Source organism: Ancylobacter sp. VNQ12 (assembly GCF_049445835.1).
In the GTDB taxonomy this organism is placed as follows: Bacteria; Pseudomonadota; Alphaproteobacteria; order Rhizobiales; family Xanthobacteraceae; genus Ancylobacter.
On record NZ_JBMSDU010000002.1, the window covers coordinates 217,838 to 236,894 of the forward strand.

The window sequence follows — 19,057 nt, forward strand, 5'->3', positions numbered from 1 at the left end:
ACACCATCAGGTTGCGGGAGGCGGCGCCCTCGACGCCAAGACCTCGGAAAAGGTCGCGTTCATCGCGGACATCAGCGCATGGAAGCGCTCGAAGGCTTCCGGATCGTCGAGGCCGAAACGAGCCGCGTAGCGATCGAGGGAAGAGAAGGGGATCGCGCCATGAATACCGGGGGCGCGATCGGAGAGCAGCACGTGAAACGCGCGCCACTCGAAGGTCAGATATCCGGGAACGCGCGGCCGCTCACGGAGCGGTTTCGGTGTCTCTCCGTCGCGCTCCATGGCTTGCAGGAAATCGAGGCTGTCTCCCCATTCCAGCCACCAGCGGAGCGCACCAGTCAGTTTTTTACGTCGGCTTCCAGCTCGGCGGCGCCGCGATCGGCAACGATCAGCGAGGCATAGGAGAAGGCGTCGCGGAAGACGCGGCCGACAACCGGATGCGTCAGGAGCTTGCCAACCTCTTCCGGCGTGCAGGGCAGGGGCTCGCCATCGGCCGAGGTTAGATTCCAGTCAAGGGCGAGCGCATGGGCGATGAGGTGGGTATTCAGCTCTTCATCGCTGGGCACGCGATCTTCCGCCTTGCACATAACCGTAAAGTTGCGCTGGACCTCCACCGCGTGAAGGCTGTCCGCGGCACGCACCTTGAGGGCGAGCCCTTCGCAGCCGGCATATGGGATTTTCTTCACCCAGCCACCGAAGTTCCCAAGTTCAACGCGTTCAATGAGAGTATCGAGCTTCAAGACACCTTCTCCTGTTTGGCGGCGGGCTTGGCCCAGCGCGCGTGCTTCTTGTCGACGACGAGCTGCGCGAAATCCGCGGGCACATCGTCCGGGACGTTCAGGATCTCGCCGGCAGCGAACGCGCGCGGGCGATCCTCGGGATAGCCAGTGAAGGCCTCCACGATCTCGATCTGCTTGGACATGGTCAGAGGGTTCCTATGGCGGGCGCTACAGGTCACACGACGGCGCGGGTGATCTGGATCGAGCACGCGGCCGTGGTGTCATAGACGGCGCGGAACGGCACACTCAGGATCACATCATCCGCATTGCCGCCGACCTGGCGCACGCCGTCCAGGAGGATGATCTTGGGCAGCGACACCGTGTACTTCTTGGTGGTGGCCGCGCCCATGGTGAAGGCCAGCGCGCCGGACGCGTGGTCGAGCACCGCTTGATACTGGCCGCCACCTTCCAGATAGGCCTCGAACGTGCCCGTCACGTCGAGCCGGCCCGCGCCGAACTCTTCGGAGAACAGAGAGCCCAGTACCGGGCGTTCGCGCAGGTTGTTATTGATCTCAAGATTGAGCTGCCGGAGCTTCAGCGCCGGCGAGATGCCGGTGATCGACAGCGCCGCCAGATGCGAAGAGGAATTCACCACCGGCTCGGTGCTGGCGGCGGAATAGGTGGCGCCGGAGATAATCGCCGAGGCAAGCGTTTCTTTCTGCGCCATCAGCCCGAGCGAGCCGGTGATCTTGCCCTGCGCCGGGATCGCCAGCGACAAGGTGTTGACCGTCGCGCCGGTGAAGCGGCTGAAGCTGTCCGTGGTGCCCAGCTCGACCGTCTCTTCGATCGTGAAATAGGAGGGCGTGACGCCGTTCTTCAGCACGTTGGTCGCCCAGGCGCCGCGAAGGGCGGCGGCGAGGAACGGATCGAGCGAGCCATAAGAGAGCTCGAAGGGATACGCGCCGCCGGCGCCGAGCCCGACAAGCACTTCGTCGATCACGTTGCGGTCGGCCCGCAGCTCGTCCGAAACCACGGTGCGCTTATTGGTGCGGACGCCGCCGCCCGTGGTGCGCAGCGCGGCGAAGGTCGGCGTTGCAGGGGTGACGCCGAAGGACGCCTCGGCGACATACGCAATGCGGGTCTCGCTCGAATTACCGAACGCCATGGTCGTGCTCCAGATTGTGAAGGGGAGATCAGCCGAGGAAGTCGGCTTCGAACTCGACGGCCGCGCTCATCGCGAAATAGCCGCCATTATCGGCCCGATCGTCGAGGACGCCGGGGGAGGCACTGAAGGTACGCACCGGCCCGAAGGTCTCGTGCCGGAAATGCGTGCGCAGATCATCGAGCCAGGCCGCGAAGGCGATGACATCGGCGCCGCTGCGTATTTTCAGCACGAAGCGGATTGTGCCGGTCTCACGCTGCACATTGGCGCCCGGCGCGCCCATGCTCGCCGCATGCTCGCCCGCCACCGGATATTGCAGCGCGAGAAAAGCCGAGCCATCGGCCGGCGGCTCGGCGCCCTCATTCGGGTAGACGATCGGCGTGCGGGTCCAAAAGGCGTCAAGGCGGGCTTTCACCGCCGACATCACAGCTGCAGAGGCCATCAGCGCACCGTGATCACGATGGCGGGCTGGCGGGTGGCGTGCTCTCTCGCGCGCGCCTCCGCCATCGCCTGCGGCGTCGCGGCAAAACGCCCACGCTTGGTCCGATTGCGCATCAGGGCCGTGCCGGTCGGGATGTAAGCGGTAATGCCGCCTTCCTGAAACGACCGGAACGAGAACTTGATGCTGGCGACGTTGCCGAAACGCCTGCGCGCCATCAGCGCGACGGATTCATAAACGCCATCCGGCGCCTGCCCCGACAGCCCGCGCTCGATCTTGCGGGCATAGGGCTGGATGTTGAGGAACACATACTCTCCCGCCGCCGGCACCGCGCCGCCGGGATCGACGGCGACGCCATCGGCGAAGAACACATGGCGGGCGGCATAGTCGCCGGTCAGGACGGGTGAGTTTTTCACCAGCATGTCGCCGATCCACGCGAACAGCTCGCCGAGCAGTTCGAACTCGGCGACGATCACGCCATCCGGCCGCACGCTCTCCAGCGGCGCCCCCTGCCGCCCGTCCACGAAGGTCTCATGCGGCGGCACGCGGCCGATCGCGCGGCGGTTCACTTCCTGCGCCTCGGCGATCGCCTGCCGGGCGTAACCGGCCAGACGCACGCCACGCTCGGCCGGCGGTTCGCCTTCTCGGATCGCCAGCACGATACTGCGCTCGATTGGCTCGATCTTGGTGGTGACGTATGCCATCAGCCCTTCACCTGCAGCTCGATCCGCACCACGACGCCACCCACGCGGATCTCGGCCGCCGCCTCGATCATGCAGCTGCGTCCTGCGATCAGGACCAGATCCCCGCGCTTCGGCAGATCGCCGTCGAGACCGGACGGCGAAAGGATCACCTGGCGGTCGCCCTGCGCGATGTTGCCCACCAGCTCGTCAGGCCGATAGCCGCGCACATGCGCACGAATGCCGGGCCGGTCGGCAGGGGTCGACGTGGTGCCGAGATGCGTCATGCGTCGCAGCACGACATCCTCGCCATTGGCCGCGAGCGCGCGGTCCAGCATGGCAATCGCCTCGGCCGGGCTCATACGCGTGGGATCCGGTAGGGCTGCAGAAGACGATCGGCGGCATCGCGCATCATGCGCTCGGCGGAAGGCGAGACAGCCCATTCCCTTTCGCCGACGCCGTCTGTCTTCTCGCGCTTTAGGAAGAGGTCTTCACGGGCGAAGACACGGAGAGCCTGCACGGAAAGGGCGATGGCCTGCTTTGCAGGTAGCAGGCGGGGATCGGCCGCGTCGTATCCGGCAACATAACGGATGCGCGCAATGCCGCATCCACTCGGCCATGCCGTGCCGACCGCCGGGCGCACGGCGCCGAACAGGCCGTCCGAGAATACCCAATAGGCCGTCTCCGGCAGGGTGATGGCGCCCCCTGGCGCTTGCTCGAAAGTGATGGAGACGATGCTTCTCAGCGGCGGATGCGGCAGATCAATCACCGCTAGCGCGGACGCGAAGCCGTCCATGACCATTTCGAGGGTCTGACGGCCGAAGGCACATCGCGCCCACCCCAAGGGCGGTTCAATCGACTGCTGGGCTACCGAGATGAGCATGTTCAGATGATCGTCGTCGAGCCCATCGAGGCCGGGCACCAATCGCCTTAGTGCGGAGGCATCGAGTAAAGGCTGCGCCGGCTCGACGACGATCACCGTCATGTCACTCGCCCTTCAGGTTCTTGGCGACAGCGGCGGCCCCAGAGAGGTGAGGGTCGTTCATGTCGATGCGGTTCTGCGCTTCGACCGTCCCGGCGCGCGGGTTGGCGTCGATCGCCGGATGCGAGAGGTCAAGATCCGGAACGGTCTGGTTCGGGGCGCCCGAGGGAGAGAAGCTATCGGCCGGCGAGATGTTCGCCGGCTTTTCGCCCTCCGGCGTCACGACTGTGGCGGGCACGACCTGCGCAGTACCGGCGCTTTTGGCCGGCGCCGTGGTGGACTTGGGTGCCATCGTAAGCCTCCATTGCAGATGGAAATGAAAAAGCGGCGGGCCGTGGTCCGCCGCCTGCTCGCGCGATCAGGTCACGCGGAGATCTTGAGGGCGCGCATGGGCTCCGGATTGAAGACGCCGCCGCCGACCCGCTTCGTGGTGTAGAAGTGCACGAAAGGCTTGTTGGTGAAGGGGTCGCGCAGCACGCGGATGCCGACACGATCGACGACGAGATACGTCTCTTCCATGTTGCCGTAGAGCGCCGCGATCGCACCGGCGGCGATCGCCGGCATGTCGGGAATCTCGACGATGGCTTCGCCGGCCAGCGTGGCGGGCTGGCCCTGCGAGAAGGACGGCTGCCAGAGATAGTTGTTCTGGCCGTCCTTCAGCTTGCGCATCGCCGCCTGCGAGCCGCGATTGGTGTAGAGCTTGGCGCCCTGCCGGAAAGCAGAGGGAAGGTCATAGAAGAGGCTGAGAATCCCGTCGGCGGTAAGCGCGGCGGCGGCGCCGCTATTCACGACCGGGATCGCGCCCCAGGGGTGCTTGGCAGCATTCGTCCCGCCGGTGACGTAGGTCAGGATGCCGAAGGGCTTGTTGACGCCATCGCCCGAGAGGAAGGCGATGCCCTCCTGACGCGCGAACTCGGTGTCGACTTCGCCCGCAAGCCACTCCTCCAGATTGATCGCCGCATCGTCGAGCGAACCCTGCGAGATGGCCGGGTTGGCGTAGATTTCGCCGGGGGTGAAGTCGAGGATGGCGAAGGTCGGCGTGCTGGTCGCGGGACGCGCGGCGGTCTCGCCGACCCAGCCGGAGCCGACCGCACGATCCGTAAACAGCTTCTTGAAGCCCGCCGTGGTGATACTGATGACGCGCGCATTGGCCCGGATCGGCGAAATCAGCTTGAGCTTGCCGGTGATGGTGCGATCCCACTCCACGGGGGCGAGATAGCCACCTTCGGAGTCCGTCCCCTTCGTGATGGCTGCGGAAACATCACCCTTACGCATGTGCGCTTTGAAGGCCTTCACATACTCAGGGTCCGCCGGCAGATCGCCGATGACGCTGCCGCCAGCGGCCTGCGCTGCCATCTTGGCATTCAGGTCGTCGATCGCCTTCTGAAAGCCATCGACCGCCGCATCGATCTTCTGAACCTTCTCGTCCAGAACAACGTCGGCCTTGGCCTTCAGCTTCTCATCATTGGCGGCCTTGAATTCGTCGAACGCCTTCTGCAGCGCCGCGACCATGGCCTTGGGATCATTGGCGTCGGCACGCGGCGAAACGACGACCGCGCGCGGCGGCGTCAGCATGGTGGAGGTCAGATCGATGCGCGGCGGGCGCACCGAGTGAGCGGCGGGCATGGCAAAAATCGCCATGGCGACGCCGGAGGCGGGAAGCGCCTCGGCGGGAAGCAAATGGCCGAGCGCGATCACCGCGGCGAATGCGATCGCCGCATATACAAAAGTCCGCATTGGAAGCTCCTATGAGCGGAGGGTTGCGATAAGGCCGGCGATGCCGGACCAGTCTTCCCCAGCGCCCGGCGTGGGGTCCTTAAGGGCAGCGCCTGGCGTGCCCTTGATCTTGTTGATTCGGGCGCGCGCATCCGAGCGCGTCATGCCCGCGCAGACGAGACTAAGCTCCATCGCGCGCAGATCGTTGATCTGCCTGTCGCTGGTCTTCACCTCATCGTCGCTGACCATCCGGTCGGCGGAGAGCAGGGCTTCGGCGAAGCCACGCTCGATCGCCTGAGAGCCGGACATATAGGTTTCGGCATCCATCCACTTGATCACGTCGCCAGCTTTCTGGCCGGTACGTGCCGCGTACAGATCCACCATGGCCTGGTCGAACGGCTCCAGCCATTCGGACGTTTCGCGCAAGTCGTGCCGGTTGCCGATAGCCACGACCCAGCAATTATGGATCATCAGGAACGACGCCGCGCCGATCTCGATACGATCGCCGGCCATGGCGATGATGGATGCCGCCGAAGCGGCCATGCCCATGACCTTGATCGTGACGCTCTGCGAATGCTCGCGGAGCACGTTGAAGATTGCGATCCCCTCGAACATGTCCCCGCCGGGACTGTTGATTTGCACCTCGACGGGCCGGTCGCCGATGGCGCGCAGCTGCGAGGCGACCCTTTTCGCCGTCACGCCGCCACCCGACCAATAGTCATCGCCGATGACATCGAACATCGTGATGACGTTGTCGCCAACCTCCAGCGCGCGCACACCAGCAGCGTCGGCGGACCAGCGGTCAAAAACCTCGGGCTTCGTGAAAGCATGCACATCCTGGCGAACCGGAAGAGGCATGGCGCCAGGGCGCACGCCCGCCATGACGCGCGGATGGCTAGTCCTCATCGTCGTTTTCCTTCTTGGTGGAGCGCGCCGGCTTCCTCGCCGGGACATCTTCAGGATCATCGAGGGCAGGCCCGCCATTGTGGCCCATGGCGCCTTTTCCAAGCTCGTCGCCACCGTCAATTCGGGGCATGTCGAGCATGTCCCGCACCTCGTTCTGCGTCATGAAAGCGGCCTGGCCGCCCGAGCCGAGCGCCTTGGCGAAGAAATCGCCCTGATCCTTGACGCTGCCGCGCAGTAGCGCGCCGGCATTGAATTTGATCGTCAGAGCGTCCGCCTCGGTGTCCGAGAGGAGGGTTCTTTCGCAGGCTTGCTGCCACGCCTCGAACCACGGGTTTAGCGCGAACTGCACGAAGAAACGGCCAAGCTCGGCGATGCCGGAACCCCAGCTGGTGTCGTCCATCATGAGCAGCGGGCGAGGAACGCCCGTGGCACGGCCGATCTCCTCGATCTGCATTTTGCGGATCTCGATCAGCTGCGCGTCGCGGGCGGTCGAGGAATAGGCTTCGTACTTCATCCCCTCTTCAAGGATGAGATTCTTGCCGGCGTTATCGGCGCCTTCCTTTTCCGCGAGGCTGGCCTTGAGACGATCAAAGGCCGGATCGGACAGCTTGCCGGGGTGCGTGAGCGCACCGCCAACGAAAGAACCGTTCTTAAACATGCGGCCCGCCGCCAGTTGCGCGGCAAGCGCAAGGGCGATCGGCTCGGCCGCCTGCTTGACGGTCGACAGGCCGGAAATACCGTCGAGCGAGAGCCCGCGAAGATGGAGAATGTCGCGCGAGCTGTAGCGGATCCGTGCTCCATTCTTGGGCTGGTAGTCATAGACGACAGACCAGTCATCGAGCTGCTTGACCTCGGTGCGATCGGGATCAAGCGGGACGAGCCCGCTCACCTTCTCCACACCCCGGTTGCGAAGGTCGGTAGAGCGCAGCACCAAGGCGTACCCGTTGCCCTTCACCAAAGCCCGCAACTGCATGAGCGTGCGGAAGTCGAAGGCGGATTGCCAGCCGTTCGGACGCCTATGGAGAACGCGGTACAGGGGATGTTCCGTCGCCTTCTTTTTGGTCTCCTCATGGATCAGCTGAAGCGGAAGCATCCCGATGGCAAAGCTGATCACGCTCACGGCCCGGAACATCGCCGGGTTCTTCAGCGCGCGCTCGACGTTTACTGTGATGCCCGTCGCCGTCACATCGCCAAAGCGCAGGAACTCGACGACACGCGGGTCATCCATCGACAGAAACGACGCGCCCTCGGCATGCGGCGAGGCATGCGCGATCGACGCCGAAGCGGGCGCGCTGCGGCGGAACAGATCCATCAATCCCATCTGCTCACACCATCCGAATGCCACGGGTCTCATAGATGGACGGCCCGCCGCTTGCGGTCGGGTTCCAACTCATGAGGATCGCCGCGCAGAGCATGGCGATGAATGGATCGATTTTGGCCCGGCCGGCGGCCTGCTTGGTCGCCATGTTGCCGTTGCCCTTCACCTCGACTTTGACGTTGCCGACGCACCAGTTCATCAGCGCGTAGCCGGAATGGCTCATGGTGTCGTCGCTGAGCTTGTGTTCCAGCCCCCATAGCGCAGGAGACAGCGCCGGGCCTTGCAAGAGACGGCGAAGCGCCGGGCCTTCGATGCCCCTCTGGGCCAGCGCGTCGATAAATGCCGCGATGTTGTTCGGGTCGAACCCGACACCATCCTTAGCCGGCAGGAGCCCTGCGCTATGGAGGCGCTCGACCGTGCTGGCGATTTCATCGACGTAGGTGCTGACCTCGCAGAAGGTAAGCGACCCCTCTTCCTCGAAATCGGCAAGGCGTGAAGCGATATCTTTGCGTGTTTCCTTCACGCTCGGATGCGCATAGGCATGGTTCCACACCAACCAGCGGCGAGTTTCCTTCTCGCGGCCTATGACGCAGAGCCCGAAAAGATCATCCAGGCCGCCACCGTCACAGCCGACAACTGCAACCTCGCTTCGCGCGATCAGCTCGTCGAGGGTAAGCGTCTTATCGGCGCGGTCGGCCCAATAGTCGCGACCACGCCAGGTGTCGTCGCCCGTGCCAACGCCGATCTCAATATTGAGATGCTGAGACAGCCAGATGTGCTCGGCGTGCTGACTGGCACGACCATTATTCTCGTAGTCATCAATGAGCGCCTGCCGGTCGATTGAACGGTCAAGGTTCGGAAGAACCAGATCCCAGTTCTTCACGTCCCGCCAGAACGCCTGGTCAAGCTGCTGCTCACGGGGAAATTCGTACAGCACTGGCAACATGATCGGTGACAGGCCGCCGACGCCGTCGCGGATCTTGCGCGCCTTCTCCAGCTCCAGCTTCCAGATGCCCGCCGGCTGCTCATCGGACTGAGTGGTGATCATCAGCACCTGGCCGCGCTGCTTCGTGATGCCACCACCACGGATCTGCTGCATCACCGCCGCAGCCTTCGGCTTCTTACCCAGCTCGTGCAATTCGTCGATGATCGTCAGCAACGGGATTTCTCCCGTCACGATCGATGTGTCGAAGGTCTTCACGTCGAGGCGAGTGCCCGTCGTTTTCCGCGTAATGCGGTTCTCGCTGTCCTGCACCTGAAAGATATCGCGCAGGCGCGGATCGATGCGGATCATGCCCTGCGCCTGCTCGAAACATCGCACCGAGATGTTTTGGCTCGGCGCCACGATCATCATCTGCCGGTTGGGCGCATCCTCCATAAAGAGCGCAGTCAGGCCGAGTGCGGCGACATAGGTGGTCTTCGAATTCTTCTTCGGCACCATGCAGAGCAGCTCCCAGACGAGCCGCTGCTTGGTCTCCGCATCCTCGCTGGCGAGGAAAGCGCACAGAACGTCCCGAAACCAGTCGCCGCACGCTTCAGAAAGTGGCGGGTTGCCGGTCACGTCCGGCAAGCGCAGCCGGTTGAAAAACGCCTGCGCCTTGGCGGCGCGTGCAGAGTTGAGCGGCACATCAGCCATGGGCGTCATGCCGGCCTGCATCCGCTCCCACCAGTCCGGGCACGCAAAGCGCGGCAGGGCCTCAATGGCGGGCATTGTGGCTTGCCTCTCGCTCCAGCTCGGCGGTCAGCTCGGCGTCGGCATCCATGGCGCGTTGCTTGTCGACCACCTTTTTGCCCAGCCGCTCCGGCTGCGGCGGGGGTGGACGCTCCGCCATTTCGCGCTCGGCACGCATGGTGTCGTTCTTCTCCACCAGCCGTCCGAATTCACGCATGGCACCGACATTGCCGCCTTCGACCTGCCGCCACAGCAATTCGGCGCGCCGCATGTCGAGCCGGTCACGCGCCACGGCGCGGTACTTCAGCTCGGAAAAATAATGCTTGCGAAACGTCGGCAGAGTGATGCCGAGAGCACCGGCAATCCGGTCATTGGACCAGCCAAGGGCCAGTAACATGTTGACACGATTGCGGTTTTCGAGAGAGGCGGCATGCTTCGGCCTCCCCCGTGTTTCACCGCGAGGCAGGATGGGCATGCCGAAGAGGTCAAATTCCTCGGCCATCGAAAAAAAATCCTCTGAATGACGCCCAAGCCGGTCCGGGGCCCAAGGGGTGCCAGACTTTTGGTACCCCCCGGCCTGAAGGCGGCAACGGTCAGTGCCAGACGCCGCGCTGTTGCAGCGAACCCTGTTCCTCGGCCTGCTTGCGCTTGTCGTGGCACGGCTTGCAGAGCGTCTGCAGATTGTCCTCTGACCAGAACAGCCGCTCATCACCACGATGCGGGCGGACATGGTCGCACACCAGCATGCGCCGCTCGGTGATGAGCACGCTACATCCGGCCATCTTGCAGGTGAACAGGTCGCGGGCGAAGACGGACTGGCGGGTTTGCTCCCAGCGAGCCGTCTTGTACCAGCGCTTCCATGGTGGCGATGAGGGGCGCGCCGATGGCATCGCAACCCTCCAGAAACGACAATGCCCGGCCGCTTTTCAGCTCCGGGCACAGGACTTCATCGTGTATTTCGTACCCCTACCCGTGTTCGTAGAGAGCGTCAATCGTCGGTGTAGACGAAATGAACCTCTTTTTCCTCCCGACCCCACGCCTGCCGCTCCTGCGCCGTGCCCAGCACCCGCACCGGGCGCTTGTGGCCCGCCGCATCCTCCTGCATGTGCCAGAGGCCGCAAAGAGCACTCAGGCCCCGCTTGAGCAATGTCAGCTCTCCCTTGCGTATAATTCGCTCCGGCATGGCTACACCCGTACGCGGTCCCTGCCGGGAGACAAGCAAAGCGCGGCTGGAGCATGGTCGATCATCAATCACGATGGCATCCAACACGCGGCTAATCTCTCGTCCATCATCCAGTTCGCGCAGAACGCCTAGCACGCCGCCGTGCTGCTTGAGCACGCGCTTGCGCATCTCTTCGTCACTCTCCGGCCGCTCCGCCTTGCCGCTCTCGCCACGCCGCCATGCATCCTCATCCACAGGATTTGCGACGACATGACCGAGCGCCGTGCATGTCTGCATCGGCGTCGCCATCACCAGCCGGAACTGCGCCACGAGCGAGCGATAGCGATCCGCCGCCCAATACTGCGCTTCGGAGATCTGCTTGCTCAGATGCAGCCGCCCGATCTCACTCTCGGCCTGCTGGTCGCGCCGCTGCGCATCCGCCAGCCAGCGCCGGTGTGGCTGGTCGAACACCACGCTGCGAACGTCGTTCCGCTTCGTATCCGCCCGCACCTCAGAGTTACGCCGCCTCCCGCAGGGCTTGCGCTTGCCGGGCTTCCTCGGCCTTCCCGCTCGTGCCATGTCCGTTCCCCTCAATTCACAGATTGTCGGCAATGTCGTCGTCACTCGGCCGCTCCAAAGGCGGAGGATCGGCGCCATGCCCGCCGGGCCGTGGCAGCGGGAACATTCGCCCCGGCTCGCTGTAGCCAAACCCGCCGCCGGGCTGCGGCAGGAACTGAGGCTTGCCGCGCATGAACCGATGGCCGTAACCGGTCGCGATGAAGGCCCGGTGCCAGTCCCGCCACGCATCCGAGCCCTCGGCGACGAACACCCAGGACGCCCGATCCGCCTTGTCGCTCAGCGCCCATTCCACCACCCGCTTGAGCGGATCGGTTTCGACAGGACGCGGCGCCGCCTCAGGCTTAGGTGCGGGCGCCGGCAGATTGGCCGTGGTCTTCCAGCGCTCGTCGGCGAGATAGCTCGGCGGGTCCGGCAGGCGGCGCTTGTTCGCCCGGCAATGGTCGACGAAGCGCTGCGCGCCGGCGACGGCCTCCTGTCGGGCAGCCGGCGTCATCCGCCGCCAACGCCGCCGTGTAGCCTTCAGGTTGAACGTCGGGTCCGGCTGGAGGATCGCCAGCAGCGCGTCGAGCAGCGGGTCCGCTGCCCCTTCCTCTTCCCCAATCCCGGATTTGATCTTCCGCGCCACGCCCCCCTCGGGGGGGCTATGGGGGGTTATTTCTTCTTTAGGATCATCTTTAGGATCAGGCCTCGTCACAGTGACAAGGCCCCCTGCGCACTGTGACAAGGGGGCCTTGTCACTGTGAGGAGTACCCCCCTCATCACCATGACAAGGGGGGGTGGTCGGCGCGGGCACAAATCCGACATTGAGACGGATCATGTCCGTGGTGCGCGAGCCATTGTCGCGGGTGCGTTCCTCGCGCGCGATCAGCCCACGCTCCTCCAGCTCGCGCAGCGAGCGGGTGACCGTGGCGAGGCTCAGCTCGGTGTATTCGGCGATCCGGCGGCGAGCCACCCACGCCAGATCGTCGTCATTGGCATAGTTCGCCAGCGCCACGAGCACGAACCGCGTGCTCGGCCCCAGCCTGGTGTCAAGTTTCGACACCCATGTCTGCGCCTCGTGGCTCATTCCGCCGCCTCCAGTTCGGAGGCAGGTTGGCCCGGCCCGGCGCCGCTGTTCATGACCACAGGCGCGGTCATGACATGGCTGGCAAAGGCTGTGGTCCACTGCGCCGCCATCGCCGCAGCGATGCCTTCATAGGTCCGGCTGCGATCCTTCCACCGGTCGGGGCCGGGGCTGGCGCGATGCACCTGTGACCAAGCCTTATGCTCCTCTGTGCCGGCCTTCGGCGGCGTCAGTCGGTTCGTGGCCACAAGTTTCGGCAGGCCCCGCAGATAGAGCCCCGTCGCCTTGAACGCTGGCTCCCCGAACCACCACGGCTGCACCGTCTGAGGCTTGCGCCAGTCACGAACCCGCTCGCGGGCATGGCCGTGCATGACAGGGTTTTCGACACAGATGCGCTCGATCGGCGCATTCCAACACTCGGAGAAAAGTGCCGCACCCTCATCCAGCTTGCGCCACATGAAGGCAAGGCGCGCCTCCCGATCCATGCCTGCATATGCCTCAATCTCAGCAAGGCTATAGGTCTCATTGAGCTTGGTCGGCGGTTCGGTCAGCCAGCGAACGCCGCTGTTGCAGAGCCGCGTGCACGGCGGATGCATCACCGCGAGCAGATCCCAACCCTCGCCGAGAAGGTCGCGCACATCGCCGATGATATGCCGGTTGCTGCGGTCCTCGGCCGGCAGAAGATCGACCGACCACACGTCGTGACCGTAGGCCTCGAAGGCCCGGCGAACGACACCCGATGTCTCGCAGCCGACGAGAACGCGCATGGGAGAGGGGTTGTCCACCTATCCCTCCCCCCGTGCCACGAGGAGATCCACCACCACGCCGATCGGGCCGAGCGGGCGGCCTTCGCTGTCGCGCTGCATGGAGCGCGTGAAGGCCTCCGGCGGCACGCCATATTGCAGCGCGACGGAGAGGATGGCGGCGGCGTCAGAGCCGTTCGTCTCGGCGTCGGAGCCGGACTTTGGGCCGTCGACGAACACTTCGCCGACGCGGCCATCGTCGAAATAGCCGAGCGTGGCGGTGTAGCAGATGCCGCCCACCAGAAAGTCAAAGCTCGCCGCAGCGCGGCGGGAGGGAAGAAACTCGCGCGTCATTCTGCGGCGTCCGGTTTGGAGAAGAGAGGTCCGAAGTCGGGTGCCCTGCCCTCGGCCTCGGCACGGGCCAACGCCCCAGCACGGCGGCGGGCATGGCTGCCGGCGGTGCACAGCGCCATGCGGCGCCGTATATCGGCTTGGAATTTCGGCTCGCGCTCGATCAGCACCGCCTTGCAGCCCTCGCGCCACGCGGCCTCGCCCGTGGTGCCGGTGCCGGCAAAGGGATCGAGCACCGTGCCGCCGGGCGCGCACACCAGCCGCACCAGCCACTGCATCAGGTCGACCGGCTTAACGGTCGGGTGTTTGGAGCCGAGGCGATCATCCGCATCCGCCTTGGCGGAATAGAAGAAGCGCGCGGCCGAGCCGCCGTCGCCTCGCGGCACAGCCCTCCCGCCGCGCGCCGGCATGTCGCCGTAGACATTCGCGAAGGGTGAAGATGGCTCATTGCCGCTCACAACACCCAGCGCGCCGGGCGCAACCGGAAAAGCCGCCACCACCTCGTCGCTGCCGTCATGGATGATGTTGGCCGGGTGCCGGCCCAGCCCGGGGACAGCCTCACCGAAGCGGCCATTCAGTCCATTGCCGAGAATGCCGGCGCTAGGGCCGGCGTCGCAGCCCTTGGTGCCGCCCTCCGTGCCTATCCGGCACCCGTCAATATTCAGCGCGCCGGTGCGATGGGCGAGCACGTTCTCGGCGACAGTGCCGACGAGCGGCTTGCGCGCCAGCACGATCGGTTCCCAGGCCGGCTTCAGCGCCGTACCCCAGCCATCCCAAGCCGCCGAAGCCGCCGAAGTGATGGCGCGCACGAATCCGGGGCGCTCGCCATCATGAGCGACATCCAGCAGAGCCCCGCCGCGAATATCATTCGAGATCCGCTCGTGCCCGACCACCGGCCGCGCATCGCCATTCTGCCGGTCGATCGCCTTGCTGACATTGTGCGACTTGGGGAACCCGGTGCCGTAGACCCACGCCAGCAGCCCCTCGAAGCCGATCAGGTCGGCCAGCCGCAGGAAGGCGTCGAGCTGCGCCGCGTCGAGGCTGTCGACGAAGGCGCGCACGGTCGGGTCAAGGCTGCACGCCTCGGCGATGGAATCGCGCTTTTCAAAGCCCGCATCCTCGATCGCGGAGGCGAGCCGGTGATAGGCCCGCGTGCCGCCGAAGGCGATCACATGCCCGCCGGGCTTGAGCACGCGAAAAACCTTGCGCCAGAACGCGGCGGAGAAGGCCACCTCGCCGGTATCCCAGCTCTGGCCCATGAAGCCGGAGGAGGCGCGGGCATAAGCGTCATTGCCCTTGGCCGGCGCGGCGCCATCCTTGCCGAACCGCTTTCCGATCGACACCAGCGCATAGGGCGGGTCGCACACGCAATGGTCGATGCTGTCGGGCGCCAGCGTGTCGATCACGTCGCGGCTGTCGCCGCAAAACAGCGTCACGCGGCCGTCGAGGAAGGTCTCGCCGTTCATCGTACCGCCTCCGCAACGAACACGGCGCGCTTGCGCGCATGCGCCAGCTGCATGTTCCGCCGCTGAAACATCGGCTTGAGGTGCGCGGGGTTGCAGCAGCGCCGCACCCGGCACTCATGGTCCAGCTGCTCGCGCGGACGCAGCAGGCGCCCGCCGGAGAGCAGCCATGTCAGCTTGTGCGTCGCCCAGGTGGCGCCTCGCCACGTCAGGCGGCCATAGCCGCCGCCGCGCCCGGTCCCGCTGGTCGAGCCGGTCCACAGCCAGCACCCCTTGATCTGGCAAAGCTCGATCTTGCTGGCGATCTGCGCCGGAAGGTCGTGGAGGGAATAGCTCACGCCCCGCCCTCCCGCAGATCTGCCGCCAGCCCGCGCAACTCGGCGTCGAGAGCGGCATCGCTGGCCACCAGCCCGGCGATCTTGCGCACCGCATGCAGCACGGTGGTGTGGTCGCGCCCGCCGAAGCGCCGGCCGATCTCCGGCAGCGAGCGCAGGGTGAGCGTCTTGGCGAGATACATCGCGACCTGGCGCGGGAGCACCACAGTGGCGGTGCGCCGCTGCGACATCAGGTCGGCGCGGGTGACGCTGTAGTGCTTGGCCACGACACGCAGAATGTCGTCGATCCGCACCCGCCTCGGCTCGCGCGCGCGCAGCAGGGTGCCCAGCATCGCGTCGGCGTCGTCCAGCGCCAGCGGCGCGCCGGTCATCTCCGCATGCAGCAGCACGCGGTTCAGCACGGCCTCAAGATCGCGCCCGCTCAGGCCCGGCTGGCCGGCGATGAAGGAAAGCACCTCCGGCCGCACCTGGTGCACCGCCCCGCGCGCCGCGCAGCTCTGCGCAAGGATGGCGTGGCGTAGTTCCGCCTCCGGCGGCAGGATTTCCAGCACCAGCCCACTGCTGATGCGCGAGCGCTGCCAGCTGTCATAGCCCTCAAGCTCGTCCGGCGGCACGTTGGCGCTCAGCACCACATGCTTGCCGGCATCCACCATGGAGTTGAGCGCATTGCCCAAAGCGAGCCGCGCCATGGCGGCGGGGATCAGCTGCACGTCGTCGATCAGCAGCATGTCGACCGCGCGCAGCCGGTCGCGATACACGTCGCCCTGCCGCGCGGCCAGCGCCGCGAGATAGCCGGACTGGAACGCCTCGGCGGTCAGATACAGCGCGGACACGCCCGCCTGCGCCGCGATGGCGTGCAGGAGATGCGTCTTGCCCAAGCCGGCCGCGCTGTGGAGATAGAGCGGGGTATAGGCCCGCGCCGTCTCCGGCCGCTGGATCAGCGCCAGCGCGGCGGCATGCGCCATGCGGTTGCTGTCGCCGATGCAGAACTGCGCGAGGTTGTGGCGCGGGTCCAGCGGCGAGGGGACGACCACCGGGACGGCCGCGGCTGCCTGCGCCTGCGCCGGTGGCGGCGCGGCGCGGGCGGGCCTCGGCACTGCCAGCGGCACGATATTGGTGCGCGCGGTGCCGGTCCGCAGGCGTGTGCGGACCTCGGCATAATGCTGGAGCAAAGCCTCGCGGCTCAGAAAGTCCGGCGGATCGTCCGGCAAGGGGCCGCTCATGGCAACGCCTCCTGTGTTTTCAGGGTGTTACAGTGGGTGTTTCCCGTGGAGCCGGGCGGCGGAAACGGGCGCGCCGTATAGGCATGCGGGTGCTGGCCGACATAGGAGGCGAGCCGGGCGAGCGCGTCGAAGCTCAGCGCGCGCCCGTTCTCGCAGCGCGAGACGGTGGCGGCGGAAACCCCGGCGGTTGATGCCGCCTCGCGCACCGAATGCCCGTTCAGATGGCGCGCCACCCGCACCCCGGCGCCGAGTGTCGCCCAGCACGCCGGCCCGAGCCACGGCGCAAAGGTCGCCAGCGCGTGAAGGCTGACGGGGTCGATGAACAACACGGCGCAGATCGCCATATGCGCGTCGGCGCTGATCGGCCGCGCCAGGGTGGCATTGCGCCAGATGCGGAGATTGACACCGGCCTGCGCCGCGAGCCGCCGCTCGGCATCAAGGTCGAGCCGCAGCCCGGCAATGTGCTCGGCGAGCTTGGCGCGGCGGGCGTCGGGAGAGAGCATCGCCATCGCTCACCCCTCGCCGCGCATGTTCATGATCATCGCGCGAACGGTCGCGCGGGCGCTCTGTACCTGCGCATCGACATCGCCAAGCTCGCGCTCGATCGCGATCAGCTCGTTTGGCGTCAGTTGGTTGTCCGCCAGGGCGGCGGCGATATGGCTGATCGCTTCGCCGCTCTCGCGCGCCAGCCCCGACAGGTGCTGCGGCATGGTGGCGTGCGCGACCACGGCCTGCGTTTGCGGCACCAGATCGAAGCCCAGCCGCTCCGAGAGCGCCGAGGCGATGATCGGCTCCCCCGCGAGGCTGTCGAGGTCGAGCGCCACGTCGAGCGGGATCGACTGGTCGGAATTGATGTCGCCGAAGCGGGACAGCTGCGCCGGAGAAAGCCGCGTCTGGCTCGCCAGCCCGCGCAGCCCGCCGCCGGCCTGCTGGCAGGCGCGGCGCACGGCGTTCTTCAGCGATGCGTAGTCCGCTGCGGTAAAGATGCGCCCGGTCATCGCGACACCTCGATGTACGCGAGCGGGTAAAGATCCGGCCGAAGGTCGTGGCGGCGGCACCAGATATCGAGCGACCCCATAGGGATGCGTTCATTGGCGCTCGACGCACGCAGCATCAGCGTGGAAAGGTCGTTCTCGCCATCGTCTCGATGCCAGCGGCGGATGAAGTCTTCCGCCTCCGCAACACGCACGGAGATATCCGGATGTTCCCCGCCTATTCCTCCACCGAAGCCAACGCCTTCTTTCTCTGCTTCACGCGCGCTTACGAGGCGTACCGACTGCTCGCGATACGGGCACTTGAGGCAGGCGCCGTCAGCGATGCCGACCTGTTCGAGATCGAGCGCGAGGCCATCGCCTTTATCGACGGTCTGGCGCCGGAGAAGCTCGGGCGCGCCCATGTCGGCGAAGCGCGCAAGCTCGCTGCTGTCGAATTGCGGAAGGCGTTCTCGGAAGCGCGGGCACACCGCCGACGCGACGGCGTGCGCGAGCCTGAATAGCGATCGCCTGGCGGGGTTTCTCATACAACGCCCCTTCCGGAGGTTTCATGGTGTTGGAAGGCGGCCGGCCGCACTCTGCGGCGCATCACGCCGCAGGCTGGGGAGCCACCATGGAAGTCGATCAAACGAAGGCGCTGGCCTTCCTGCTGTTCGCCCTGCTCGCCGGCAGGCCGGACGCGGGCCGCATCCTGAACATTCTGGAAGCCGAAGCCGGCTATAGCGGCGTGCCGGTGCTGCTCGCCTTCGTGCAGGCGACCCGCGCCATGGTCGAGGAAAGCGGCGCGGTTCATTGAGCCGGCTCCAGCGTGTCGGAAGGAGCGAGCAGATGCGTCAGGCAGTCGAGCGAGGTCGGGCGGACGGGGCGGAAGGCGTTGACGTTCCACACCGTCCCGCCCGGAAGCTGGGCAAGCTCGATGAACATCAGGCCAAAAGGCCCCGGCGCCACGTCGGCAATGGTGTAGATGCAGCCCTTGACCGGGATCACGCCATCCAGTGTCACCCAGCAGCCGAGCAGGTCGAGGCCGATGGGTGGGATATCGCGGATACAGGCCACCATCTGGCCGGGGCGAAGCCAGTCCTTCATCCCCGCTCTCCCCGGTTTCCACTGGTAGGAGAGAGGTCAGGCCGACATGCATCGGCATCGCCATGCGCGCTAGAGTGGTGGGGATGGCCGTGGTCCAGACGACCATCCCCTTTCAACCCCGCGCGAACCACGCGCACGGAGTGAACGACATGAGCAGAGAACCTTCGCCAGAAGAACAGCGCGCGAACGACATGGCTGCGCAGATCGCGCTGGCGGCAATCACGCGCATCCTTATCGGCGAGATCGCTATGCATCCCGATCCCGCCGAATTCCACGCCCGGCTGCGCCGACTCGACGACGCTGTCACCGGCGACCTGCTGGGCCGGCACATCTGGCCGGACGGCGACGCCGTGGCAGAAACCTACGTCAAGGAAGCGGCCACACGCTGGGCATCGTCGCTCATCGCAGGCATCCGGCATCCCAAGGATCAGGCCCGCGACCGTGAAGCCTAAATCGGTGTCAATGGCGT

Annotated in this window: 29 protein-coding genes; 3 read left to right on the forward strand and 26 right to left on the reverse strand. The window is 65.9% G+C overall.

The annotated features are described in order from the left end of the window. Positions 1-6 precede the first annotated feature (6 nt). From ACO2RV_RS04545 to ACO2RV_RS04665, 25 genes are all read right to left on the reverse strand, one after another. On the reverse strand, positions 7-279 hold the full coding sequence (locus ACO2RV_RS04545; protein ID WP_423290268.1) for a phage tail assembly chaperone: 273 nt from the start codon (positions 277-279) through the stop codon (positions 7-9). 56 nt (positions 280-335) lie between these two features. Then, positions 336-737, reverse strand: coding sequence for a hypothetical protein (locus tag ACO2RV_RS04550; RefSeq protein WP_423290270.1), 402 nt, complete (start codon positions 735-737; stop codon positions 336-338). Further along, a complete protein-coding gene (locus tag ACO2RV_RS04555) occupies positions 734-919 on the reverse strand; it encodes a hypothetical protein (RefSeq protein ID WP_423290272.1) in 186 nt (61 codons plus the stop codon). The genes ACO2RV_RS04550 and ACO2RV_RS04555 overlap by 4 nt, the downstream gene beginning before the upstream one ends. A 32-nt stretch (positions 920-951) precedes the next feature. Next, on the reverse strand, positions 952-1,881 hold the full coding sequence (locus ACO2RV_RS04560) for a phage tail tube protein (RefSeq protein WP_423290274.1): 930 nt from the start codon (positions 1,879-1,881) through the stop codon (positions 952-954). 28 nt (positions 1,882-1,909) lie between these two features. Then, positions 1,910-2,320 (reverse strand): phage tail terminator-like protein, encoded by a 411-nt coding sequence (locus ACO2RV_RS04565; protein WP_423290276.1) that lies wholly within the window; start codon positions 2,318-2,320, stop codon positions 1,910-1,912. Next, positions 2,320-3,021, reverse strand: coding sequence for a hypothetical protein (locus ACO2RV_RS04570; RefSeq protein ID WP_423290278.1), 702 nt, complete (start codon positions 3,019-3,021; stop codon positions 2,320-2,322). The genes ACO2RV_RS04565 and ACO2RV_RS04570 overlap by 1 nt, the downstream gene beginning before the upstream one ends. Continuing rightward, positions 3,021-3,359: a hypothetical protein gene (locus ACO2RV_RS04575; protein ID WP_423290280.1), complete on the reverse strand. Its 339-nt coding sequence runs from the start codon at positions 3,357-3,359 to the stop codon at positions 3,021-3,023. The genes ACO2RV_RS04570 and ACO2RV_RS04575 overlap by 1 nt, the downstream gene beginning before the upstream one ends. Beyond that, entirely contained in the window at positions 3,356-3,982 is a 627-nt protein-coding gene (locus tag ACO2RV_RS04580; protein WP_423290282.1) for a hypothetical protein, read from the reverse strand. Before ACO2RV_RS04580 ends, ACO2RV_RS04575 begins: the two co-directional genes overlap by 4 nt. A 1-nt stretch (position 3,983) precedes the next feature. Then, positions 3,984-4,271 carry a hypothetical protein gene (locus tag ACO2RV_RS04585; protein WP_423290284.1) on the reverse strand — a complete coding sequence of 96 codons (288 nt, stop codon included), beginning with the start codon at positions 4,269-4,271 and terminating at the stop codon, positions 3,984-3,986. Between the two features lie 71 nt (positions 4,272-4,342). Continuing rightward, the gene (locus ACO2RV_RS04590) at positions 4,343-5,716 is read right to left on the reverse strand and encodes a phage major capsid protein (protein WP_423290286.1); all 1,374 of its coding nucleotides are present in this window, start codon (positions 5,714-5,716) and stop codon (positions 4,343-4,345) included. A 9-nt stretch (positions 5,717-5,725) separates the two neighbouring features. Further along, complete coding sequence (locus ACO2RV_RS04595; protein ID WP_423290288.1) at positions 5,726-6,601, reverse strand: head maturation protease, ClpP-related; 876 nt, start codon at positions 6,599-6,601, stop codon at positions 5,726-5,728. Further along, entirely contained in the window at positions 6,591-7,913 is a 1,323-nt protein-coding gene (locus ACO2RV_RS04600; protein WP_423290290.1) for a phage portal protein, read from the reverse strand. Before ACO2RV_RS04600 ends, ACO2RV_RS04595 begins: the two co-directional genes overlap by 11 nt. A 13-nt stretch (positions 7,914-7,926) precedes the next feature. After that, positions 7,927-9,630 (reverse strand): terminase TerL endonuclease subunit, encoded by a 1,704-nt coding sequence (locus ACO2RV_RS04605; RefSeq protein WP_423290292.1) that lies wholly within the window; start codon positions 9,628-9,630, stop codon positions 7,927-7,929. Further along, positions 9,617-10,093 (reverse strand): hypothetical protein, encoded by a 477-nt coding sequence (locus tag ACO2RV_RS04610; RefSeq protein ID WP_423290294.1) that lies wholly within the window; start codon positions 10,091-10,093, stop codon positions 9,617-9,619. Before ACO2RV_RS04610 ends, ACO2RV_RS04605 begins: the two co-directional genes overlap by 14 nt. A 91-nt stretch (positions 10,094-10,184) precedes the next feature. Further along, positions 10,185-10,481 (reverse strand): HNH endonuclease, encoded by a 297-nt coding sequence (locus ACO2RV_RS04615; protein ID WP_423290296.1) that lies wholly within the window; start codon positions 10,479-10,481, stop codon positions 10,185-10,187. Between the two features lie 98 nt (positions 10,482-10,579). Beyond that, a complete protein-coding gene (locus ACO2RV_RS04620) occupies positions 10,580-11,227 on the reverse strand; it encodes a hypothetical protein (RefSeq protein WP_423290298.1) in 648 nt (215 codons plus the stop codon). A 121-nt stretch (positions 11,228-11,348) separates the two neighbouring features. Then, positions 11,349-12,398 carry a helix-turn-helix domain-containing protein gene (locus ACO2RV_RS04625; protein WP_423290300.1) on the reverse strand — a complete coding sequence of 350 codons (1,050 nt, stop codon included), beginning with the start codon at positions 12,396-12,398 and terminating at the stop codon, positions 11,349-11,351. Then, a complete protein-coding gene (locus ACO2RV_RS04630; protein ID WP_423290302.1) occupies positions 12,395-13,162 on the reverse strand; it encodes a hypothetical protein in 768 nt (255 codons plus the stop codon). The genes ACO2RV_RS04625 and ACO2RV_RS04630 overlap by 4 nt, the downstream gene beginning before the upstream one ends. Before the next feature lie 18 nt (positions 13,163-13,180). Then, a complete protein-coding gene (locus ACO2RV_RS04635; RefSeq protein WP_423290304.1) occupies positions 13,181-13,492 on the reverse strand; it encodes a hypothetical protein in 312 nt (103 codons plus the stop codon). Then, on the reverse strand, positions 13,489-14,955 hold the full coding sequence (locus ACO2RV_RS04640) for a DNA methyltransferase (RefSeq protein WP_423290306.1): 1,467 nt from the start codon (positions 14,953-14,955) through the stop codon (positions 13,489-13,491). The genes ACO2RV_RS04635 and ACO2RV_RS04640 overlap by 4 nt, the downstream gene beginning before the upstream one ends. Beyond that, a complete protein-coding gene (locus tag ACO2RV_RS04645) occupies positions 14,952-15,290 on the reverse strand; it encodes a hypothetical protein (protein WP_423290308.1) in 339 nt (112 codons plus the stop codon). The genes ACO2RV_RS04640 and ACO2RV_RS04645 overlap by 4 nt, the downstream gene beginning before the upstream one ends. Next, entirely contained in the window at positions 15,287-16,510 is a 1,224-nt protein-coding gene (locus ACO2RV_RS04650) for a chromosomal replication initiator protein DnaA (RefSeq protein WP_423290310.1), read from the reverse strand. The genes ACO2RV_RS04645 and ACO2RV_RS04650 overlap by 4 nt, the downstream gene beginning before the upstream one ends. Further along, positions 16,507-17,019, reverse strand: a complete 513-nt coding sequence (locus ACO2RV_RS04655; protein WP_423290312.1) for a helix-turn-helix domain-containing protein — start codon at positions 17,017-17,019, stop codon at positions 16,507-16,509. Before ACO2RV_RS04655 ends, ACO2RV_RS04650 begins: the two co-directional genes overlap by 4 nt. A 3-nt stretch (positions 17,020-17,022) precedes the next feature. Continuing rightward, positions 17,023-17,508 (reverse strand): phage regulatory CII family protein, encoded by a 486-nt coding sequence (locus tag ACO2RV_RS04660; RefSeq protein ID WP_423290314.1) that lies wholly within the window; start codon positions 17,506-17,508, stop codon positions 17,023-17,025. Continuing rightward, the gene (locus ACO2RV_RS04665) at positions 17,505-17,699 is read right to left on the reverse strand and encodes a hypothetical protein (protein ID WP_423290316.1); all 195 of its coding nucleotides are present in this window, start codon (positions 17,697-17,699) and stop codon (positions 17,505-17,507) included. The genes ACO2RV_RS04660 and ACO2RV_RS04665 overlap by 4 nt, the downstream gene beginning before the upstream one ends. A 12-nt stretch (positions 17,700-17,711) precedes the next feature. Here ACO2RV_RS04665 and ACO2RV_RS04670 point away from each other — a divergent pair, with 12 nt between their 5' ends. Both ACO2RV_RS04670 and ACO2RV_RS04675 read left to right on the forward strand, forming a co-directional pair. Then, positions 17,712-18,005 (forward strand): hypothetical protein, encoded by a 294-nt coding sequence (locus ACO2RV_RS04670; protein WP_423290318.1) that lies wholly within the window; start codon positions 17,712-17,714, stop codon positions 18,003-18,005. 110 nt (positions 18,006-18,115) lie between these two features. Then, positions 18,116-18,298, forward strand: coding sequence for a hypothetical protein (locus ACO2RV_RS04675; protein WP_423290320.1), 183 nt, complete (start codon positions 18,116-18,118; stop codon positions 18,296-18,298). Here ACO2RV_RS04675 and ACO2RV_RS04680 read toward each other — a convergent pair. Further along, the gene (locus tag ACO2RV_RS04680) at positions 18,292-18,588 is read right to left on the reverse strand and encodes a hypothetical protein (RefSeq protein ID WP_423290322.1); all 297 of its coding nucleotides are present in this window, start codon (positions 18,586-18,588) and stop codon (positions 18,292-18,294) included. The two genes, ACO2RV_RS04675 and ACO2RV_RS04680, sit on opposite strands and share 7 nt — an antisense overlap. Before the next feature lie 149 nt (positions 18,589-18,737). Between ACO2RV_RS04680 and ACO2RV_RS04685 the strand changes: the two genes are divergently transcribed. After that, a complete protein-coding gene (locus tag ACO2RV_RS04685; RefSeq protein WP_423290324.1) occupies positions 18,738-19,040 on the forward strand; it encodes a hypothetical protein in 303 nt (100 codons plus the stop codon). Positions 19,041-19,057 lie beyond the last annotated feature (17 nt).